Source organism: Devosia riboflavina, from assembly GCF_000743575.1.
GTDB lineage: Bacteria > Pseudomonadota > Alphaproteobacteria > Rhizobiales > Devosiaceae > Devosia > Devosia riboflavina.
This window is the reverse complement of record NZ_JQGC01000006.1, coordinates 143,847-162,619: the sequence shown is the minus strand read 5'-3', so window position 1 is coordinate 162,619 and position 18,773 is coordinate 143,847. Positions and strand designations below refer to the sequence as shown.

Genomic DNA, 18,773 nt, shown 5'->3' with positions numbered 1-18,773 from the left:
CCAGAACGCCGGCTGCGAAACTATCGGCCTGCCTTCAGCAGGTCGGCTGCTTTTTCGGCGATCATGATGACGGGGCTGGCGGTGTTGCCGGAGACAATGTGGGGCATGATGGAGGCGTCGACGATGCGGAGGCCCTCACAGCCATTGAGGCGGAGGTTGGGGGCAACCACGGCTTCGGCATCGACACCCATGCGGCAAGTGCCGACGGGGTGGAAGATGGTGGTGGCGATGTCGCCGATGCTGTGGAGCAGGTCGGCTTCGCTCTCGACCTTTGGGCCCGGCAGGATTTCCTCGGGGCGATAGCGCTGGAGCGCTCTGGCCGTCATGATGCGGCGGGCCTGTTGCACCGAACGAACAGCGACTTGGCGATCGTGATCGGCGGAGAGATAGTTCGGGCGGATATCGGGCTGGATCTGCGGATCGGTGCTGGTGATGTGCACATTGCCGGTGCTGTGCGGCCGCAGATTGCAGACCGAGACGGTGATGGCCGGGAAGTCGTGCAGCGGCTCCCCCAGCCGGTTCGTTGAGAGCGGTTGGACGTGATATTCGAGATCGGGCGTGTCGAGCGACGGATCCGACTTGGTGAACATGCCGAACTGGCTCGGCGCCATGGACATGGGGCCGCTGCGCATCAGGGCGTATTGGAGCCCGATCTGCGCCTTGCCCAGGGGGCTATGGAAGAGCGTGTTGAGGGTGCGCGCGCCGGTGACGCGATAGACGGTGCGGATCTGCAGGTGGTCCTGCAGGTTTTCACCGACGCCGCTCATGGCGTGCCGCACGGGAATGCCGTGCGCCTGCAGGATGTCCGGGCGGCCGATGCCGGAGAGTTCGAGCAGTTTTGGGGAATTGATGGCGCCGGCGGCGAGGAGCACTTCGCGCCCTGCCCTCGCCTCGCGGAGCTGTCCGCCCTGAAGGAAGCGAACACCAACGATGCGGCGACCTTCGAGGATTAGTGACTGGGTCTCGGCCTTGGTGAGGAGGCGCAGATTTGGACGCTTGAGGGCCGGACGCAGGAAACCGCGGGCCGTGTTCCAGCGGCGGCCGCCGGCCTGATTGACCTCGAATAGGCCGGAGCCTTCGTTGTTGCCGTCGTTAAAATCTGCGCGCGGCAGGATGCCGAATTCCTCGGCGCCCTTTTGCACGGCTTCCAGAATGTCCCAGCGGAGGCGCTGCCGCGACACTTTCCATTCGCCTCCGGAGCCATGGAGATCACTTTCGCCGCCATGGTGGTCTTCGGACTTGCGGAAATATGGCAGGACATCGTCCCAGCCCCAGCCGACATTGCCGGCCTGGCGCCAGCGGTCATAATCCGCCGCTTGGCCGCGCATATAGATCATGCCGTTGACCGAGGTGCAGCCGCCCAAAACCTTGCCGCGCGGATAGACCAGCGAGCGGCCATTGAGGCCGGGTTCGGAGGCGGTCTTCATCATCCAGTCGGTGCGCGGATTGCCGATGCAATAGAGGTAGCCCACGGGGATGTTGACCCAGTGGTAGTTGTCGCTGCCACCGGCTTCGAGGAGGAGCACGCGGTTGCGCGGATCCTCCGTCAGGCGGTTGGCGAGCACGCAGCCCGCCGTGCCCGCGCCGACGATAATGTAGTCATATTGGCCGTCAATCTGCATGCGGGGGCTCCGCCAGCGCACGCCAAGCAATTTGGCTCGCCGCGTTAAGTTCGGTCCAGGCATGGTAGCGCCTGTTATAGTGCCGGCCCATATCGGCTTGTGGCTGGTAGGTTCTTACCGGCCGGGTCATTTCGGCAGCGGCGGTGATTTCGTCGGGATAGATGCCGACCCCGATGGCGGCCATCATGGCGGCGCCAAGCGCACCGGTTTCGCGAGCTTCAGCGACGGTTACGGGCACGCCGAGGCCATCGGCGAACATTTGCGGCCAATGGGGCGAGCGAGCGCCGCCGCCCGAGAGCACGGCTTGCGAGAGGCCGACGCCGGCGTCGGCCAGAACGCCGATATGGCGGCGATGCTCGAACATGACCCCCTCGAAGAGCGCGCGCAGCATGTGGCCCTCGCCATGCCAGCCGGCAAGGCCGAAGAAGCCGCCGCGATAGTGGGCACCGAGCCGGCCACCATAGATAAAAGGCTGGAACAGCGGATCATCGGGGGATGGGGTGGTTTCGCCGACGAGCGCGTTGACGACGCCGAACGGGTCGTCGTGATGGTGGCCACGCTCGATTAGGGTGCGGACATACCATTCGAGATTGGCGGCCGACGTGGCGCTATTTTCCATATTGGCATAGCGCGAGGGGCCATAGGCGGCGACCATGAAGACGCGGTCGTCTTGCACCGGGGTATCGGAAAAGACCTGGTTGATCGACCAGCTACCGGCAACGACCGAGGCAGAACCCGGCAGGGCGGCGCCAGAGCCCATGGCGGAGGCGACGACGTCGAAGAGACCGGCGACGACCGGCGTGCTGGCGGCAAGGCCGGTTGCAGCGGCGGCGTCAGAGGTGACGGTGCCGACGATGGCGCTCGGCTGATGCAGGGCGGGGAGGAGATGGCGGGCGTCTTCGAGGCCGTAGAGGCGAAGAAGCTCGTCGTCATATTCGGCCTCGGGCAGCCGCAGGAGGCCGGCGCCGGACATATCGGAAATGTCGGTGGCGAGCGTCCCGGTCAGGTGCCAGGTGATCACGTCCTTGGCATAGAGCAAGGTGCCGGCCTGAGCGTATATTTCGGGGCGGTTCTGCTTGAGCCAGGCGAGCAGCATCGGGGTCTGCGAGGGCCAGGGGCGCTGGAGGCAGACGGCGTGGAGCGCGGCGCCGACGGCCTCGTCGGTGGCAGCGGCCAGCGCAGCGGCACGGCTATCGAGGGATTGGATACCCAGGAGCGGCTGGTTGGCGCGATCGAGAAGATAGAGGCCATTGCCATGGCCCGCCGTGCCGATCGCGGCGATCTCGTTGGGGTCGATCCCAGCGGTTTCGATGCAGCGGGCAATGGCGATCTGGGCATTGGCCCAGAGTTCGCCGACGGAGCGCTCCACCATGCCGGCGGCCGGCTTGTGGGTCGCGCCATCGAGACTGTGGGCGGCGATCTGGCGCCCAGCGAGATCGAAGAGCACGGCCTTGATGACGGTGTTCCCCGCGTCGAGGCCGAGGAGGTAGCGTTGCGGATTAGCCATTGTACACGTCCCAGGCTTGCTCGCCGCTGGCGCCCTGATGAATGATCGCCATCAGGGCGGATACGACCGCGCGCGGATTGGCATGCTGATAGATATTGCGCCCGTAGACCATGCCCTTGGCGCCCTGCCCCATCAAGCGGGCTGATTTCGCGAGCACGGCCTTGAGGTCCTCCTTGCCCCCGCCGCGCACCAGAACCGGCACGCGGGCAGCTTCGACCACGCGGTGGAAATCATCGGGATTGTCGGTTGGGTCGGCCTTGATGATATCGGCGCCCATTTCTGAGGCGAGGCGCACGAGGGTGACGATCTTTTCGGCATCGCCATCGACCTGATAGCCCCCGCGAATATCATTGGGGAGCATGACCAGAGGCTCGATCATCAGGGGCATGCCGTATTTGAGGCAGTCGGCGCGCACGCGACTGATATTGGCGACGCACTGGCGGAAAAGCTCGGGCTCGTCGGGCAGCATGAAGAGATTGACCACCACGCAGGCGGCATCCATTTCGAGCGCGCCGATGATGGGCTCTTCGTGGTTCTGCAGCATGGACCACATGACCCTGTGGCGCTGAGCATTGTAGGGATTGCCCATGTCGATGCGCATCACGAGCGCGGGCTTGTCCTTGCCCGGGCGGGACTGCAGCAGGTCGGCCTGGCCATAGGCCATCTGGATGGCGTCGGGCTTGGCGTCAACGAGGGCATCGACGACGCCGGCCATGTCTTCGAGACCCTGAAGAAAGCTCGGTTCGTTGCAGACGCCGTGGTCGATGGCGACGTCGAGGCAGCCGCCATTGGCAAAGAGTCGGTTCATTCGGGCCTTGCTGCTCACGCGCATGGCTGGTTCCTTTCGTCGGTCCTCAGCGCCAGCATTTCTGCGGTGACGCCGTGATAGGTTGCGAGTTCGTTTGTGAGCCGGGCGATTTGCGCGGCGGTTTCGGTGGCGCTCCAGCCGAGTTCGGCTGCGGCAATAGCGGCGATGGCAGCGATGCGGCTGGCCGAGATCGCCCCAGTGATGGCGAGCGGCAGGCGGCGGAGCACGAGATCGGCGAGATCGGCGACATGTTCATGCCGGGTGAGGAAGACGATCTCGGCTGACGTCAGCGTTGTGCCGGAGTCGAGCGGTTCGTCGTCCGTGCAGGCGCGGCAGAAGACCAGGACGTCTTCGGCGCGGGAACCGTAGAGGTCGACGAGGCGGGTGGCGCGATCTGTCGCGATGCCGTGACGCGAAGTCAGGCGCTGGACGAGATCGGCCGGGCTCTTGGGGAAGTTCTCGCCGCCGCCGATGGGAAGGGCCAGCGTGTCCGCGAGGCGCTCCTGGCCGAGGGCTTCCAGAACCGCGTCGGCGGTCTGTTCGGCGAAGGCGCGGAACGTGGTCCACTTGCCGCCGACCATGCAGAATTGCGGTACGTCGCCGTCGATGCGGTGCACGAAATGACCGCGCGAAATGCGGCCGGTGAATTGCTGGTCGCTGCGCGGTAGCGGGCGAATGCCGCTGAAGCTGAAGACGACCTGTTCGGATGTGATTGTCAGCGCGGGGAAAACGCCGCGCAGGGCGCCGATGATATAGTCGCGTTCTTCATCCGAGCAGGCGACGCGCTCGGCGCTATCGACGCGGATGTCGGTGGCGCCGGCGAGCACGCGGCCCAGATAGGGGAAGACGATGCAGACGCGGCCGTCTTCGTTCTCGAAGAAGATCATGTGCCCGCCCAGCGCTTCGAAGAGCGCGGGATTGTCGAGCACTATGTGGGAGCCCTTGGTGCCGGAGACGAAGTTCTCGTGGTCCTTTTTGGCGGCACCGAGGGCGACAAGGGACTCATCGAGCCAGGCGCCGGTGGCGTTGACCATGGCGCGGGCGGAGACGGGGAAGCGGCGGCCGGTCAGCTTGTCGAGGAGAGCATAGCCGCCGTTTTCGGGCACCAGTTCGGCATAGTTGAGCGCGAGGCTGTTTGGCGCGAGGCGCTTGGTATCGAGCACGAGTTCGAGGGCCAGGCGCTCGGGATAGCTGATCCAAGCGTCGTAGTAGGTGGCGGAATAGGTGAGGCGCGGCGTGAGCTTGGGCCAGGTCTTGAATGTTTCAGCAGCGGTACGAAAACTATGCGGCGGCAAGACGCGGCGGTTGCGGGTGGTCCAATCATAGAGCCAGAGGCCGATCTTGATCGGTACGGCGCCACGTGGGGCGGGCCGGCCGGAAAAACCGAGGAAACTCGCCGCGCCGTTGAGAAGGCCGGAAAAAAGCGAGGTGATGGGGACGGTGGTCGGCAATGGCCGCACCATGTGGGGGGCGTTGGCAAGCAGGGCATCGCGCTCGCGGAGGGATTCGCGGACGAGGGAGAACTCGCCGTTTTCGAGATAGCGAAGGCCGCCGTGGATCATGCGCGAGGGGGCGGCGCTGCAGCCGGAGGCGAAATCGTTGCGCTCGACGAGGAGCACGCGCAGGCCTTGCAGGGCCAGCTCGCGATAAACGCCGATCCCGTTGATGCCACCACCCACGACGATGACGTCGAAGGCGCCATCGGCACCGATCTGTTCGAAACTGTCGCGTCGTTGTTGAGACAATAGAGTACCCCTCGCTGTCTTGCGACAGCGTTGAAAAGTTCGGTGCTTTGGGTTCGGTCAGGCGTCGAGCTGGACGAGTTGCCGGGTGACGGCCTCGCTGATGGTGGTGATTTCGTCCGGGCTCAGGTCAATTTCGGCGGCCCCCGCATTTTCGCGCGCCTGGCTGACATTGCGCGCACCGCAAAGGGCAAAAGTGATGCCCGGTTGCCTGATGGTCCAGGCGATGACGACTTGCGACGGCGTGGCGCCATGAGCCGCAGCGATAGGGGCGATGTCGGCCATTAGCCGGCCGACCTTCTCGCGATTGCCGAGGGAAAAATGCGGGTCGGTGCGGCGCTGGTCGTCGCCCGAAAACTCGCGATCGGCACCGACCTTGCCGGTGAGAAGACCGCGCGAGAGCGAGGAATAGCTGAGGACCGAAACGTTGTTCTCGCGACAGAGCGGGAGCAGCGTACTCTCGATGCCGCGGCGGGCCATGGAATATTCCTCCTGGATCGCATCGAGCGCGTCTGTGGCGATATAGGCCTTGAGGTCGGCTTCCGAGACGTTGCTGGCACCGATGGAGCCGATCTTGCCCTGCTGCTTGAGCTCGACAAGGGCGTCCATGGTTTCGGCGATTGGGGTCGTCGGGTCCTGCCAATGGGTGATGTAGTGATCGATGTGATCGGTGCCGAGGCGGCGGAGGCTCTGTTCCACCTCGTAGAAAATGGCATCGCGGCCGAGATAGCGGTGCACGGGCTTGCCGTCATAATCGAAGAAGTGGTGGCCCTTGGTGGTGTGCCAGACGAGGCCGCATTTGGTGGCAAGCACCACCTTGTCGCGGCGGCCCTTGATGGCGCGGCCGACGAGTTCTTCGGCAAGGCCCTGGCCATAGGCGGGGGCGGTGTCGATCAGGGTTATGCCGGCATCGATGGACGCCTGGATGGCAGCGATGGATTCGGATTCTTCCGTACCGCCCCACATCCAGCCGCCAATGGCCCAGGTGCCAAGGCCGATGGCCGAAGCCTTTATGCCGGAGGCGCCGATCTCTCGCTTGTTCGCATCAGGCGACATTCTGCTTACTTTCCATCTTGTCGAGCACGCCGGCCGCGGTTTCTTCGTCGAGCACAAGCGAATTGAGATAGTGGCCGCGGAGGGCCGCGCGGATCGGCAGGACCTTTTCGGCCCCGGCTGCAACGCCGATGACCTTTGGGCAGCCGGCGAGATCACCGGGCGACAGGGCCACGAGGCGCGAATTGAGGGCGTAGTCGGCGACTTCGCCGTTTTCGCCGATGAGGTGGGCCAGGAATTCGGCGACGACGCCGCTCTTGGTCAGGCGTTCGCGGTCGGCCGTGGAGTCGGGATGAAGGTCGTAGTAGCTCGAACCCGGCGTCTGGATGGAGCCGATACCGACGAGGGCAATGGCGGCCTTGCGGGCAAGCTGGAACGCTTCCTTGACCGAGCCCAGTTCCATCAACATGTCGCGCTGCTCGATGCTTTCGGCAAAAAGCGGGGCATGGACGAGATGGGTGCTGCCGCCCAGCCGTTCGGCGAGACGCGAGGCCAGGTGATTGACGTCGGTATAGTATTTGCCCTGCACGCCGCCGGTGAGCGGCACGACGGTGACATCGAAGGTGCGTTCGGGATCGAGATTGTCGACCACGGCGCTGACCGCCTTGCCGCCGGTGATGGCGATGACGTCGCCGTCGCGCAGCGATTCAAGCAATTGATTGGCGGCGGCACGGCCGACCTGTTTCAGGGTCGTATCGAGATTGCCTGACACCGTGGGCGTGACCACGGCGCTGCCGAGACCGGCGGCCTGGACAAGCAGGCGTTCGATTTCAACGAGCCGCTGGAAAGGCGACTCGATCTCGATCCGCACCATGCCCTGCTTGCGCCCCTGGGCGATCAGCCGGTTGACCTTGGAGGTCGACAGGTTCAGCGCCTCGGCAATGTCAGACTGCTTGTGGCCCTCGAGGAAGTGCATCACGAGCACGGTGTAGATCTGGCGCGTTGCTTCGAAGTCGCTGTTTTCGGTCATCTCGTCACCCAGTCGCCTGAACATGGATCACCTGCGCCGCTTGCTGAGGTAGTGGTCGATGGTCACGGCAGCGAGCAGGATCGATCCTCGGATAATGTCCTGCCAGTAGACCGATACGTCGAGCAAGGCGAGCGAGCTCGAAACCACCGAAAGCAGGATCGTTCCGAGGATGGCGCCAAAAATGGTGCCCGAGCCGCCCGAAAGGCTTGCTCCGCCGATCACCGCCGCGGCGATGACGTTGAGTTCCATGCCGACACCGAAGGTGGGCTGGGCCGAACCGAAGCGGGCCATGTAGATGACCCCGGCAAAGCCGCAGAGGGCAGAGCACAGCGTCGTTGTGAGGAAGATCACCTTCTTGGTGCGGATGCCGGAATAGGCGGCCGCCTTCTCGTTGCTGCCGGTGTAAAAAACCTTCCGGAACATGGTGGTGCGGCGCAGCATGAAGTCGAAGGCGACGACAACAACCACGAAGATCACGATGACGACGGGAATGACGCCGATCGAGCCCTGACCGATGAACTTGAACTCAGGTGGTAGCGTGAAGAGGCCGAGCGGACGTCCACCAGTGCCGAGGAGACAGGCGCCGCGGGCAATCACCATGGCGGCGAGCGACACGATGAAATGGTGCAAACCGACCTTGGTGACGAAGAAGCCCATGAGCGCGCCGATGGCGGTGCAGGCGAGAATGGCGATCAGCGAGGCCGTCCAGGGATCGACACCGTTGAGGAACAGCAGGCCTGCGATGACCATGGCCAACGCAGTGACCGAACCGACCGAAAGGTCAATGCCGCCGGAGATGAGCAGGATGGTCATGCCGACCACCACGATGCCTTCCACGGCGAAGGCCATGGCCATGGCGCGCATGTTTTCCCAGGTGAGGAAATAGGGCGAGGCAAAGGACATCGCGGCGAAGAGCGCCAGGATGATCAGGATCAACCCGATTTCGCGCATGCCGGCGAGGCGTTTCCAGCCGGAACCGGTACTGCCCGGCGACTTGCCCGTCTGTGCTTCGACAATCTGAGTGGTCATGGTCTTGCTCCCCCGGCCCGCGCCTGTTCGGCGTCTATTGAGGCCAGATACATGATGTTCTGTTCGGTCATGGCGTCGCCCGAGACCACGCCATTGATGCGGCCTTCGCGCACCACGAGGACGCGATCGCAGACGCCGATCAATTCGGGCAGTTCGGACGAGATGACCACGATGCCGACCCCGGCATTGGCGAGGTCACGCAGGATGCGGTGAATTTCGAGCTTGGCGCCGACATCGACGCCACGCGTCGGCTCATCGAGGAAGATCACCTTCGGGTTGACCGAGAGCATCTTGGCGATAGCCACCTTCTGCTGATTGCCGCCGGACAGGGCGGATACCGGCTGGCGGACATGGCCGCATTTGAGATTGAGGCGCCGGCCGAGATCGCTGGCCTGCTGGTTTTCGCGGCGCTGATCGATGATGCCGCCCTTGCTGACAAGGCCGAGGCGCAGCGCCGAGACATTGGCGGCAATGGACATGTCGAGGAACAGGCCATCGCCCTTGCGGTCCTCGGATAGATAGACCAGCCCTTCCTTGATGCTCTGCTGATAGCGGCGGGCGTCGAGTGGCTTGCCTTCGAGGCGCACCGTGCCGGTGGCCGTCTCATCGATGCGGCAGATGCCTTTGACGATTTCGCTGCGGCCGGCGCCGATCAGGCCGCCGAACCCGAGGATTTCGCCGCGGCGAAGCGTGAAATTCACATCGGAAAAGAGGCCGGGGCTCGAAAGGTTCTCGACTTCGAGAATGGCTGGCGCCGCGAGGCTGTCGCCCTGGAATTTGGCTGGGTAGCGATTGTCCACCACGCGGCCGACCATGGCATTGACGATGTCGGTGGGCGTGGTTTCGGCCACCTGGTGGGTGACCACATATTGGCCGTCTCGAAACACCGAGACCCGATCACAATGGCCAAAGATTTCGGCCATGCGGTGCGAGATATAGATGATGGCGATGCCCTCGGCTGCCAGCCTATGCATGATGGCGAAAAGGACCGTGGCTTCCTTTTCCGTCAGGGCGGCCGTGGGTTCGTCGAGGATCAGCACACGGCAATCGAGCGTTAGGGCTTTGGCGATCTCGACCAGCTGCTGCTGGGAGATCGAGAGACTGCGGACAAGCGCCGAGGGATCGATGTCGCCGAGGCCGGACAGGATTTCGGCGGCGCGGCGATGGAGCCCGGCATAGTCGACCAGAAGAAAGCGACTCGCATTGGTCGCCGCCATGAAGATGTTTTCTGCAACGGTAATGTCAGGACACAGCGCGATCTCCTGATGCACGAGACCGATGCCGAGGCGCTGGGCGGCGGCGGGCGACGATATGCGCACCGGGCGGCCATCGAGGCTGATCTCGCCGCTATCGGGCTGCAGAATGCCGTCGATGATGTTCATCAGCGTCGATTTGCCGGCGCCGTTCTCGCCTGCCAGCGCATGGATTTCACCGCGCCGCAGCTCGAACTGCACATCGCGCAGGGCCTGGATTGCACCAAAGGCCTTGCTGAGATGGCTCACCTTGAGAATGACATCGGACATGGTCGTCGCTCGCATTGCACCTGGTGCCTGCGCCGAACCCAAATGGTCCGGCGCGAGCGGTTCGTCAGGAAACAAGGGGATCAGGTGGGATCGCGGCCTTCCATGTAGACGCCGAGGTCGAACGAGTCGGCGTTTTCCTTGGTGATCACGGCAAAGCCGTTGTCCACGAAGGGGATCTGCATGGGGTTGTAGCCGGAGACCTTGTAGTCGTTGAACGGGTCGAACATGTCCGAATGGGCTGCCATGAAGGTGGCGACGAAGCCCATGAAACCCTGGATGCCCTGGTTGGGATTGAGCGCCATGTGGATATTGCCGGCCTTGATGTGCTCGAGCGTCGTCGGGGTGACGTCGGCATGCATGATGAGCACGTCGGCCTTGGCTTCGAGAACCGCCGCGACGGCGCCTTCAGCGGAGCCCGCTTCAGGGATCCACATGGCGTCGAGTTCGGGATTGGCCTGGAGAATGGACGCGGTGGCGCGATAGGCCGCGTTGCTATCCTGGTTGGTGGCCTGGCGACCGACCAGTTCCATATTCGGATAGTTCTCTTCCATATAGGAGATGAAGGCGGTCACGCGCAGGTCGTGATTGCTCTGGCCGGGGTTTTCGAGCACAGCATATTGGCCCGCATCGCCCACCTGCTTGACGATCTCCTCGGCCGCAAACTTGGCTTCGGCGACGTTGTCCGAAGTGACATAGGCGGTGCGGTTCGAATTGGGCGAGTCGGCCGCGAAGGTCACGATCTCGACGCCGCCCTCGATGGCGCGGTTGATAGGCTCGATGAACGGGTCCGCCTGCATCGGGTGCAGCAGAATGCCCGCCGGCTTCTTGATCAGGTCCTGTTCGAACGAGGCGATCTGCTTGGCGATGTCATAGTCGGGCGTGCCGGAAAATACCGTTTCGCAGCCCATGGCCTCGGCGGCCTGCTTGAAACCCTGATAGACCGGCACCCAATAGGGGTGGGCCGAAACCATGACGTTCATGACGTAGGTTTCGCCCGGTTCACACTGAAAACCGGCCTGGGCATAGCTCGTCCCTGCCCCGCCAAGGCTGACGCCGACCAGCAAAGCCACGCTCAGCGCGCTCTTGTTCATACGCATTCGATCTCCTCCTCAGGACATCGCTGGCCTCCCGCCAGCAATTTTTCCCATGCGTTGATATTTTTTCCAACACCCCATCGATAGCGGACGATTCTGGTCGCCGTCAAGCGACTTGCGCAATTTTTCTTTACATGAAATTTATTTCAGTAAAGACCGTATTGGAAGGAGGGAAGACGTGGATGGCGAGCGGAGTGAACCGCCCTGCCCGCTGCCGTCAGGTCGCGTCGCGGCGGTTTTTCAGGCCGAGAAGATCGCGCGGTCGCGGGTGACGAGCTCTGTCAGAAAATCCGAGACGATGGCGACGCGGCGAGAGCCGCGCAGGTCCTCGTGCCAGACGGTCCAATAGGAGCGAGTGAGGCTGTGTTGCGGCAGGACCGGGATGAGGTCTGGTGCTCGGCGAGCCATGAAGGCGTGCAGGATGCCAATGCCGGCGCCGGAACGAACCGCCTCGGTCTGGCCCATGGCCGAAGAGACGGCGATGGTGGAGCGCCATTCCTTGTGAAACTCGGCCGTGTAATCGAGGGAAGCGGAAAAGAGCAGGTCTTCCACATAGCCCACGAGACGATGCTGCTTGAGGTCTTCGAGGGATTCGGGGCTGCCATATCGGGCGAGATAGCTTTGTGCAGCATAAAGGCCGAGGGCGTAGTCGGTGAGCTTGCGGGCAATGAGCCGCCCTTCCCGCGGGCGTTCCATGGTCACCGCTATGTCGGCCTCGCGACGGGACAGCGAAAAGGCGCGCGGCACGGGAACGAGTTCGACGCGCAACTGGGGATGGCGCTCGGACAGTTCGTGGAGGCGCGGGGCAAGGAAGGCGACACCGAAGCCATCGGGGGCACCGATACGCACCGTACCTTCGCCGGCGCTATCGGTGCCGGTGAGGCCGTGTGCGGCTAGGCCGGCGCTTTCCATGGCTTCGGCGTGCACGAGAAACTTTTCACCGTAGGGCGTCAGTTCGGCACCCTGGGTGTGGCGACGGAGGAGAACGCTGCCAAGGTCCTCCTCAAGGGCGGTGAGGCGGCGGGCGACTGTGGCGTGGTTGAGGTTGAGAGCCCTGGAGGCAGCCAATATCTGGCCGTGTCGCACGACCGAGAGAAAGATGCGCACGTCGTCCCAGTTCATTGACTACACTTTCCGCACAACGGATTCGATTTTTCTCGTGTTGATGTGCACTGATCATACTGCGAATGCTGCCCGGCACCAAGGAGGTCAGCATGCGCAGGATTGGTCATTTCATCGACGGCGTCGAAACTGAGGGCGTTGCCGCTGGTTTTCAGGACGTCTTCAACCCCGCGACCGGCGAGGTGCAGGCTCAGGTGGCGCTTGCCAGCGCTGCCGACCTTGAAGCCGCAGTGGCCTCGGCCGCAGCGGCGCAGCCGAAATGGGCAGCGACCAATCCGCAGCGACGGGCGCGGGTGTTTTTCAACTTTGTCGGTCTGATCAACCAACAGATGGATGAGCTTGCAGCGCTGCTGTCGAGCGAACATGGCAAGACGGTCGAGGATGCCAAGGGCGACATTCAGCGCGGGCTGGAAGTGGCGGAGTTCGTGGCTGGGGCGCCACATCTCATGAAGGGCGAATTCACCGATGGTGCCGGGCCAGGGATCGACATGTATTCGATGCGCCAGCCGGTGGGCATTGGCGCGGGGATTACGCCGTTCAATTTTCCGGCGATGATTCCGCTCTGGATGCTCTCGCCGGCCATCGCGGCAGGTAATGCCTTTATCCTGAAGCCGTCGGAACGCGATCCCTCGGTGCCGGTGCGGCTGGCGCAGCTCGCCATCGAAGCGGGCCTGCCCAAAGGCATTCTGAATGTCGTGCATGGCGGCAAGGAAGTCGTCGACGGGATTCTCGACCATGAGAAAATCGAGGCGATCAGCTTTGTCGGGTCGACGCCGATTGCCCGCTATGTCTATGGCACAGCGGCAGCGCAGGGCAAGCGCGTGCAGGCCTTCGGCGGGGCTAAGAACCACATGGTCATCATGCCCGACGCCGACATGGAAAAGGCAGCGGATGCGCTGATCGGGGCCGGTTATGGCTCAGCCGGTGAGCGCTGCATGGCGATCTCGGTGGCGGTGCCAGTGGGCGCCGAAACGGCGGATAGGATTGTCGCTGCGCTGAAGCCGCGCGTCGAAAAACTCAAGGTGGGGCCGGCCAGCGACAAGGCGTCGGAAATGGGGCCGGTGATCACCAAGGCGAGCCAGGAGCGCATAAGAAACCTGATTTCGAGCGGGGTGAGCCAGGGAGCCGACCTCGTGCTGGATGGGCGCGACTTTTCCTTGCAGGGCTATGAGAATGGCTACTTCGTCGGCCCGACGCTGTTCGACCGCGTGACGCCGGACATGGACATCTACAAGGAAGAGATCTTTGGGCCGGTGCTGAGCGTCGTGCGTAGCAAGACCTATGACGAGGCCCTGCAACTGGTGATGGACAATCCCTATGGCAACGGCACCGCCATTTTTACCCGCGATGGTGATGCTGCTCGGGATTTTGCGGCGCGGGTTAATGTGGGCATGGTGGGCGTCAATGTGCCGGTGCCGGTCCCCCTCGCCTATCACAGCTTCGGCGGCTGGAAGGCCAGTGCCTTTGGCGACCTCAACCAGCATGGCATGGATTCGATAAAATTCTGGACGCGGACCAAGACCGTTACGGCGCGCTGGCCGAGCGGCATCAAGGACGGTGCGGAACTTCAGATGCCGACCATGGCCTGAAGCGCCGTTCTCACACAAAACAGCGGTAATTGTGTAGCCTTTGAAGGGTTCGATGTGATGGTATAGCGCGGTGCGCCTCAGGCGCGCCGCGATCGCTGACTGCTCGGAAAATAGGAAACAATGCGGTATATCTACTCGACACTGGGCAAGCTCAGTTCTGAACAGTTGGGAATGATCCTCCCGCACGAGCACGTCTTCGTCGATCTCAGGACGCCCGACAAACCCGGCTATGCACAAGCCGAGGCTGCTGATGTCCTGGCCCTGATGGTACCGCAAATCGAGGCGATCAAGGCGCTGGGAGTCACTGCCCTGGTCGAATGCTCGACGGGCGGCGTGGGACGGCGGGCCGATCTGGATTTGGCCGTCAGCCTCGCCACGAATTTTCCCATCGTCGTGCCCACGGGAAATTATCGAGAACCCTGGATACCGGCCTGGGTTTACGACGCCAGCGAAGACGAGTTGTTCGGCTGGATGCTTGCCGAATTGACGACCAACATTGAGCAGACTGGCTTTCGGGCCGGCTGGATCAAACTCAGTGCCGGTGATGACGGAATAACGCCTCTCGAGACGCGCATTCTTCGCGCCGCCACGCGAGCGGCGGTCGAGACCGGCGCTGTGATCGGAAGCCATACCATCCGTGGTTCGGTGGTGATGGACCAGCTCGACATTATCGAGGCGCTGGGCGGCTCGGCAGAGCGCTTCATTTCCATTCACACCCAGGCAGAGCCCGACTTCGAACTCCACCGGGCGGTCGCCGCCCGTGGCGCCTGGATCGAATACGACAATGTCGGCTCGGTTCCGGTCGAGGAAAGCGCTGACCTTGTATTGCGCGCGCTGGACGCCGGCCTCGGCAATCAACTGCTGATCAGCCACGACCGGGGCTGGTACGACCCGGCCCAACCCAATGGCGGCGTGCCCAAACCCTATACCGTGGTCAGCACCGAGCTAATTCCTCTGCTTAGGACGCGCGGTGTATCGGAAGACACCATCATCCAACTCTTCCACCGTAATCCCTTCAACGCCTTTTCCCGTCTCTAGGCGTCGGTAGATCTTTTGTTCCATGCCCAATCGCCGAAAGCAGCTCGCTAGCGCATGAGGTGGCCGCCATCGGCGATTATGGTCTGGCCGGTCATGATCCGCGCATCATCGGAGGCGAGCCAGAGGGCGAGATTGGCGATGTCCTGTGGCTCAACCAGGGTCTTGATCGCCTGGCGCGCCAGCGTTGCCTCGGCAAAGGCGGGATCTAGGCCGCCCTCCATGGTTCGCTCGGTCATGGTGCGGCCCGGGGCAATACACATCACGCGGATGCCGGACGGGCCAAGGTCGCGCGCCAGGCATTGGGTGAAGCCGCCGATGGCTGCCTTGGCCGTGCCATAGGCGAGAAGACCGGCGGCGCCCTGCATCCAGGAAGTCGAGCCGAGATTAATGATCACTCCCCCACCGGCCGCTTCCATGCCCGGGACGACGGCCTGGGCAGCAAAGGCGAGATGGCGCAGGTTGATGGCCATGCGCTCGTCCCAATAGTCCGGGGTGAGCGTCGCAAAATCATGGCGCTGATCGTTGCCAGCATTGTTGATGAGCACGCGGATCGGACCCAATGCCCGCTCGACACTTCCGATGGCCGTCTGCAAACCGGCGATATCGCTCACATCGGCGGCAACTGCCGCAGCCCTGCCCCCAGCCCTGACGATTTCGGCGGCTGTGGCCTCGGCTCCCGCTGCATCGCGATCAATAATGCCGATCGGCGCGCCCTGTGCGGCAAAAGCCAGGGCAATGGCTTTGCCAATACCCGTGGCGGCGCCGGTGACGACCACGGGGCGGTCACGCAGGCTGGCATAAATAGTCGTCGTACTCATCCGGCGAATACCCCACCCTTCTGGCCACGAACGCCTGGCTCGAAGACAAAAAGCCCGCCAGAAAGCGGCGCTTCCACCAACATGCGTTCGGCCAGTCGAATGCGACCGGAGGTAATGTAGAGCTTGTCGAGCTCGGGGCCGCCGAAACAGCAGCTCGATGGCCGCGGCACAGGAACGCCGACGACCCGATCGAGCCGTCCATCGGGCGCATAGCGGCGCACCGACCAGCCATCCCAGACTGCCACCCAGATATAGCCCTCGGCATCGACAGTCAGTCCGTCGGGCTTGCCCTCGATGGCGGGAATCTGGATCAGCGGACGCCGATTGCTCAGCGTGCCGGCGTCGAGGTCGAAGTCATAGGCGAAGACACAGCCCTGGGCGGAGTCGGCAAAATACATCTGCCGATCATCCGGGCTCCAATCCATGCCGTTGGATACGGTAAAGCCGGTGTCGACGCGCCGCCATTTGCCATTGCCCTCGATGCAGTAAAGGCTGCCCGAAGGAGCCGAAGCATCGAGCGCCATGCTGCCCGCCCAGAAGCGGCCGCGGCGATCGCATTTGGCGTCGTTGAAACGATTGGTCTCGATCTCGGCTTCGGGATCAACAACCGGAGTCAAAGTGCCGGTCGCAACATCGAGCAGTTCGAGCCCGTTCTGGGTCATCACGGCATGGCCGCCCCCGGCACGGGTCGCAATAGACGTCACCATGCGCGGCACTTTCAGCGTGCGGTCCTGCCCGCTGGCCGGATCGAAGACGTGAACGGCCGGCGCGAGAATATCGAGCCAGAGCAGACTGTTGTCTACCGCGCTCCAGGTCGGACCTTCGCCGAGATGGGCGGCGACTGGAAGCACACATTCGGCATTGGCGGCCACATTGGTACGCGGCCGCTCGGGGGCATTGATGCTCATGGCGGTCGCTCCGACATTGCCCGAAATGCGCCGGGCGGCCTCCATCAGGTCGCGCCCGATCGTGTGGAGACGGTCTATGGAAATGCGCTCACGCGGACCCGAGACGCCGATGGCGGCGATGGGTTCGTGGCGATGGTCGAGCACAGGCGCTGCTACGGAAACGACGCCGGGCACATGGTCTTCGATGGAGAGCGCGTAGCCGCGCGCTCGTGTCAGGCTGAGATCGGCAAGAAAATCGGCCTCGCTGCCCGGCTTCTTGCCCGGATCTTCCGAAGCCATCAATTCAGCGATGAGGCTGCGCTGCCTATGCGGCGCGAGAAAGCTCATCAGTGCCTTGCCGCCGGCCGTATTATGCAGAGGCGCGCGCCGGCCGACTTCGATGCGGAAGCCGAAAGCATCGCTGGCGAGGCGCCGGTCGATATAGAGAATAGCGCCGCTCTCGATCTCGCAGAGCGACACTGTCTCGTGAGTCAGGTCTGCCAGGCGATCAAGCTCGGGCGCCGCAGCGCCACGCAGGTCGAACTCGTCCCAGACCTTGTGCGCCAGCTCGAATAGCCGTGGTCCGAGCCGATAGGTCTGGTCGGCTTCGTTGAAGCGGATGAGGCGGAATTCCATCAGCGCTTCAAGAATACGGTGCAGCGTTCCCTTGGGAAAGCCCGTCAGCTTGAGCAATTGAGTGAAGCGCTGTGGGCGGTCCACCTCGCCCAGGAGATCGAGCACATAGAGGCCCTTGCCGAGGGCAGAGGTGCCCATCGGCATTTCATGTTCGCCTAGTCGCATGGGTTCGGGCATGGCTGATTCCGCTAGCTGATCGCCTTCTCTGTAGCCGGATCGAACAGATGAACGGAAGAGTTGGCCTTCAAACCCAGCCGAACGGTCTGGCCCGCCTGGGGGCGATCGCCATCGAAAAGCCGCGCGATCAGTGTGCCGCTGCTCGAGGCCTCGTGCTCGTGTTCGCCGGCCACCGCCACGGCAAACTGCCGCCCGGGCATGCGGAAATGCACATAGGCTTCGTTGCCGAGACTCTCGATCAGGCTCGGCACGACTTCCAGGGCCGGTTGCCCTGCGGCGGCCAGTTCCAGCGATTCCGGCCTGATGCCGCAGATGATCTCCTTGCCGACATAGGCCGAAGCGGCGGCGGCAAGATCGACGGAGATTGGTAGCCTGAACCCGCCGGCGTCGACAGCCAGGCTGCCGCGCTCGTCGATCACCGTGCCGCGAATGAAATTCATGGCCGGCGAACCGATGAAGCCGGCAACAAAGATATTGGCCGGGTGGTTGAACAGCTCGTCGGGCGAGCCGATCTGCTGCACCACGCCCTTGCGCATGATGACGATGCGGTCCGCCATGGTCATGGCTTCAGTCTGGTCATGCGTCACGTAGATCGTGGTCGTGCCGATGCGCCGCTGCAGGGCGGTGATTTCGGCACGCATCTGCACGCGCAGAGCCGCGTCGAGATTGGAGAGCGGTTCGTCCATCAGGAAAAGGCGTGGTTCACGCACGATGGCGCGGCCCAGCGCCACGCGTTGGCGCTGCCCGCCCGAAAGGGCGCGTGGGCGGCGCTCGAGGAAATCGGTGATTTCGAGCGCCTGCGCGGCGCGCTCCACCCGCTCGTCGATCTCCTTCTTGGTCGCGCCGCGCATCTTGAGGCCGAAGCCGATATTCTGGCGCACGGTGAGATGGGGATAGAGCGCGTAGTTCTGGAACACCATGGCGATGTCGCGCTTGCCCGGCGCGAGGTCGGTCACATCCTCGCCGCCGATCATGATGCGACCGGTGCTGGCCGCTTCGAGACCGGCGAGAATTTTCAGCGCCGTGGATTTGCCGCAGCCGGAGGGGCCGACAAAGACAACGAATTCGCCATCGGCAATGTGGAGCGACATGTCCTTGAGCGCATGGAAGGCGCCATAGGACTTGTTGAGGTTCTGAATCTGGATTTCGGCCATGGTA

15 protein-coding genes are annotated in these 18,773 nt (G+C 63.3%); 2 read left to right on the top strand and 13 right to left on the bottom strand.

The window, feature by feature from the left end:
* Positions 1-20: 20 nt before the first annotated feature.
* The 10 genes from JP75_RS08105 to JP75_RS08060 all read right to left on the bottom strand — a co-directional run bounded on the left by JP75_RS08105 (position 21) and on the right by JP75_RS08060 (position 12,470).
* On the bottom strand, positions 21-1,622 hold the full coding sequence (locus JP75_RS08105; protein WP_035081420.1) for a GMC family oxidoreductase: 1,602 nt from the start codon (positions 1,620-1,622) through the stop codon (positions 21-23).
* Complete coding sequence (locus JP75_RS08100) at positions 1,612-3,129, bottom strand: FGGY-family carbohydrate kinase (protein ID WP_035081417.1); 1,518 nt, start codon at positions 3,127-3,129, stop codon at positions 1,612-1,614. Before JP75_RS08100 ends, JP75_RS08105 begins: the two co-directional genes overlap by 11 nt.
* The gene (locus JP75_RS08095; protein ID WP_035081415.1) at positions 3,122-3,961 is read right to left on the bottom strand and encodes a class I fructose-bisphosphate aldolase; all 840 of its coding nucleotides are present in this window, start codon (positions 3,959-3,961) and stop codon (positions 3,122-3,124) included. The genes JP75_RS08100 and JP75_RS08095 overlap by 8 nt, the downstream gene beginning before the upstream one ends.
* Positions 3,952-5,682 carry a glycerol-3-phosphate dehydrogenase/oxidase gene (locus tag JP75_RS08090; protein WP_035081412.1) on the bottom strand — a complete coding sequence of 577 codons (1,731 nt, stop codon included), beginning with the start codon at positions 5,680-5,682 and terminating at the stop codon, positions 3,952-3,954. Before JP75_RS08090 ends, JP75_RS08095 begins: the two co-directional genes overlap by 10 nt.
* 57 nt (positions 5,683-5,739) lie before the next feature.
* Complete coding sequence (locus tag JP75_RS08085) at positions 5,740-6,735, bottom strand: aldo/keto reductase (protein ID WP_035081410.1); 996 nt, start codon at positions 6,733-6,735, stop codon at positions 5,740-5,742.
* Positions 6,725-7,702, bottom strand: coding sequence for a sugar-binding transcriptional regulator (locus JP75_RS08080; protein WP_035081407.1), 978 nt, complete (start codon positions 7,700-7,702; stop codon positions 6,725-6,727). The genes JP75_RS08085 and JP75_RS08080 overlap by 11 nt, the downstream gene beginning before the upstream one ends.
* A 27-nt stretch (positions 7,703-7,729) precedes the next feature.
* Positions 7,730-8,653 (bottom strand): ABC transporter permease, encoded by a 924-nt coding sequence (locus tag JP75_RS08075; RefSeq protein WP_035081953.1) that lies wholly within the window; start codon positions 8,651-8,653, stop codon positions 7,730-7,732.
* 74 nt (positions 8,654-8,727) lie between these two features.
* On the bottom strand, positions 8,728-10,254 hold the full coding sequence (locus JP75_RS08070) for a sugar ABC transporter ATP-binding protein (RefSeq protein WP_035081404.1): 1,527 nt from the start codon (positions 10,252-10,254) through the stop codon (positions 8,728-8,730).
* Positions 10,255-10,334: 80 nt separating this feature from the next.
* Positions 10,335-11,351 (bottom strand): substrate-binding domain-containing protein, encoded by a 1,017-nt coding sequence (locus JP75_RS08065; protein WP_035081401.1) that lies wholly within the window; start codon positions 11,349-11,351, stop codon positions 10,335-10,337.
* 237 nt (positions 11,352-11,588) lie between these two features.
* Positions 11,589-12,470 (bottom strand): LysR family transcriptional regulator, encoded by an 882-nt coding sequence (locus JP75_RS08060; RefSeq protein ID WP_035081398.1) that lies wholly within the window; start codon positions 12,468-12,470, stop codon positions 11,589-11,591.
* Between the two features lie 92 nt (positions 12,471-12,562).
* Here JP75_RS08060 and JP75_RS08055 point away from each other — a divergent pair, with 92 nt between their 5' ends.
* A complete protein-coding gene (locus JP75_RS08055; RefSeq protein WP_035081951.1) occupies positions 12,563-14,059 on the top strand; it encodes a CoA-acylating methylmalonate-semialdehyde dehydrogenase in 1,497 nt (498 codons plus the stop codon).
* 120 nt (positions 14,060-14,179) lie between these two features.
* On the top strand, positions 14,180-15,097 hold the full coding sequence (locus tag JP75_RS08050) for a phosphotriesterase family protein (RefSeq protein WP_035081394.1): 918 nt from the start codon (positions 14,180-14,182) through the stop codon (positions 15,095-15,097).
* A gap of 47 nt (positions 15,098-15,144) precedes the next feature.
* Here the strand turns inward: JP75_RS08050 and JP75_RS08045 are convergent, their stop codons facing one another.
* From JP75_RS08045 to JP75_RS08035, 3 genes are read right to left on the bottom strand one after another with little or no spacing between them, the layout of a single operon-like run.
* Positions 15,145-15,915: an SDR family NAD(P)-dependent oxidoreductase gene (locus tag JP75_RS08045; protein WP_035081391.1), complete on the bottom strand. Its 771-nt coding sequence runs from the start codon at positions 15,913-15,915 to the stop codon at positions 15,145-15,147.
* Positions 15,912-17,615 carry an SMP-30/gluconolactonase/LRE family protein gene (locus JP75_RS08040; protein ID WP_035081389.1) on the bottom strand — a complete coding sequence of 568 codons (1,704 nt, stop codon included), beginning with the start codon at positions 17,613-17,615 and terminating at the stop codon, positions 15,912-15,914. Before JP75_RS08040 ends, JP75_RS08045 begins: the two co-directional genes overlap by 4 nt.
* Positions 17,616-17,626: 11 nt before the next feature.
* On the bottom strand, positions 17,627-18,769 hold the full coding sequence (locus tag JP75_RS08035; protein ID WP_035081387.1) for an ABC transporter ATP-binding protein: 1,143 nt from the start codon (positions 18,767-18,769) through the stop codon (positions 17,627-17,629).
* Positions 18,770-18,773 lie beyond the last annotated feature (4 nt).

Excerpts from the sequence above, each read along its gene's own strand:
- JP75_RS08105 (WP_035081420.1), bottom strand. The coding sequence starts at position 1,622 with ATGCAGATTGACGGCCAATATGACTACATTATCGTCGGCGCGGGCACG.
- JP75_RS08100 (WP_035081417.1), bottom strand. The coding sequence starts at position 3,129 with ATGGCTAATCCGCAACGCTACCTCCTCGGCCTCGACGCGGGGAACACC.
- JP75_RS08095 (WP_035081415.1), bottom strand. The coding sequence starts at position 3,961 with ATGCGCGTGAGCAGCAAGGCCCGAATGAACCGACTCTTTGCCAATGGC.
- JP75_RS08085 (WP_035081410.1), bottom strand. The coding sequence starts at position 6,735 with ATGTCGCCTGATGCGAACAAGCGAGAGATCGGCGCCTCCGGCATAAAG.
- JP75_RS08080 (WP_035081407.1), bottom strand. The coding sequence starts at position 7,702 with ATGACCGAAAACAGCGACTTCGAAGCAACGCGCCAGATCTACACCGTG.
- JP75_RS08075 (WP_035081953.1), bottom strand. The coding sequence starts at position 8,653 with ATGCGCGAAATCGGGTTGATCCTGATCATCCTGGCGCTCTTCGCCGCG.
- JP75_RS08070 (WP_035081404.1), bottom strand. The coding sequence starts at position 10,254 with ATGTCCGATGTCATTCTCAAGGTGAGCCATCTCAGCAAGGCCTTTGGT.
- JP75_RS08065 (WP_035081401.1), bottom strand. The coding sequence starts at position 11,351 with ATGCGTATGAACAAGAGCGCGCTGAGCGTGGCTTTGCTGGTCGGCGTC.
- JP75_RS08060 (WP_035081398.1), bottom strand. The coding sequence starts at position 12,470 with ATGAACTGGGACGACGTGCGCATCTTTCTCTCGGTCGTGCGACACGGC.
- JP75_RS08055 (WP_035081951.1), top strand. The coding sequence starts at position 12,563 with ATGCGCAGGATTGGTCATTTCATCGACGGCGTCGAAACTGAGGGCGTT.
- JP75_RS08050 (WP_035081394.1), top strand. The coding sequence starts at position 14,180 with ATGCGGTATATCTACTCGACACTGGGCAAGCTCAGTTCTGAACAGTTG.
- JP75_RS08045 (WP_035081391.1), bottom strand. The coding sequence starts at position 15,915 with ATGAGTACGACGACTATTTATGCCAGCCTGCGTGACCGCCCCGTGGTC.
- JP75_RS08040 (WP_035081389.1), bottom strand. The coding sequence starts at position 17,615 with ATGCCCGAACCCATGCGACTAGGCGAACATGAAATGCCGATGGGCACC.
- JP75_RS08035 (WP_035081387.1), bottom strand. The coding sequence starts at position 18,769 with ATGGCCGAAATCCAGATTCAGAACCTCAACAAGTCCTATGGCGCCTTC.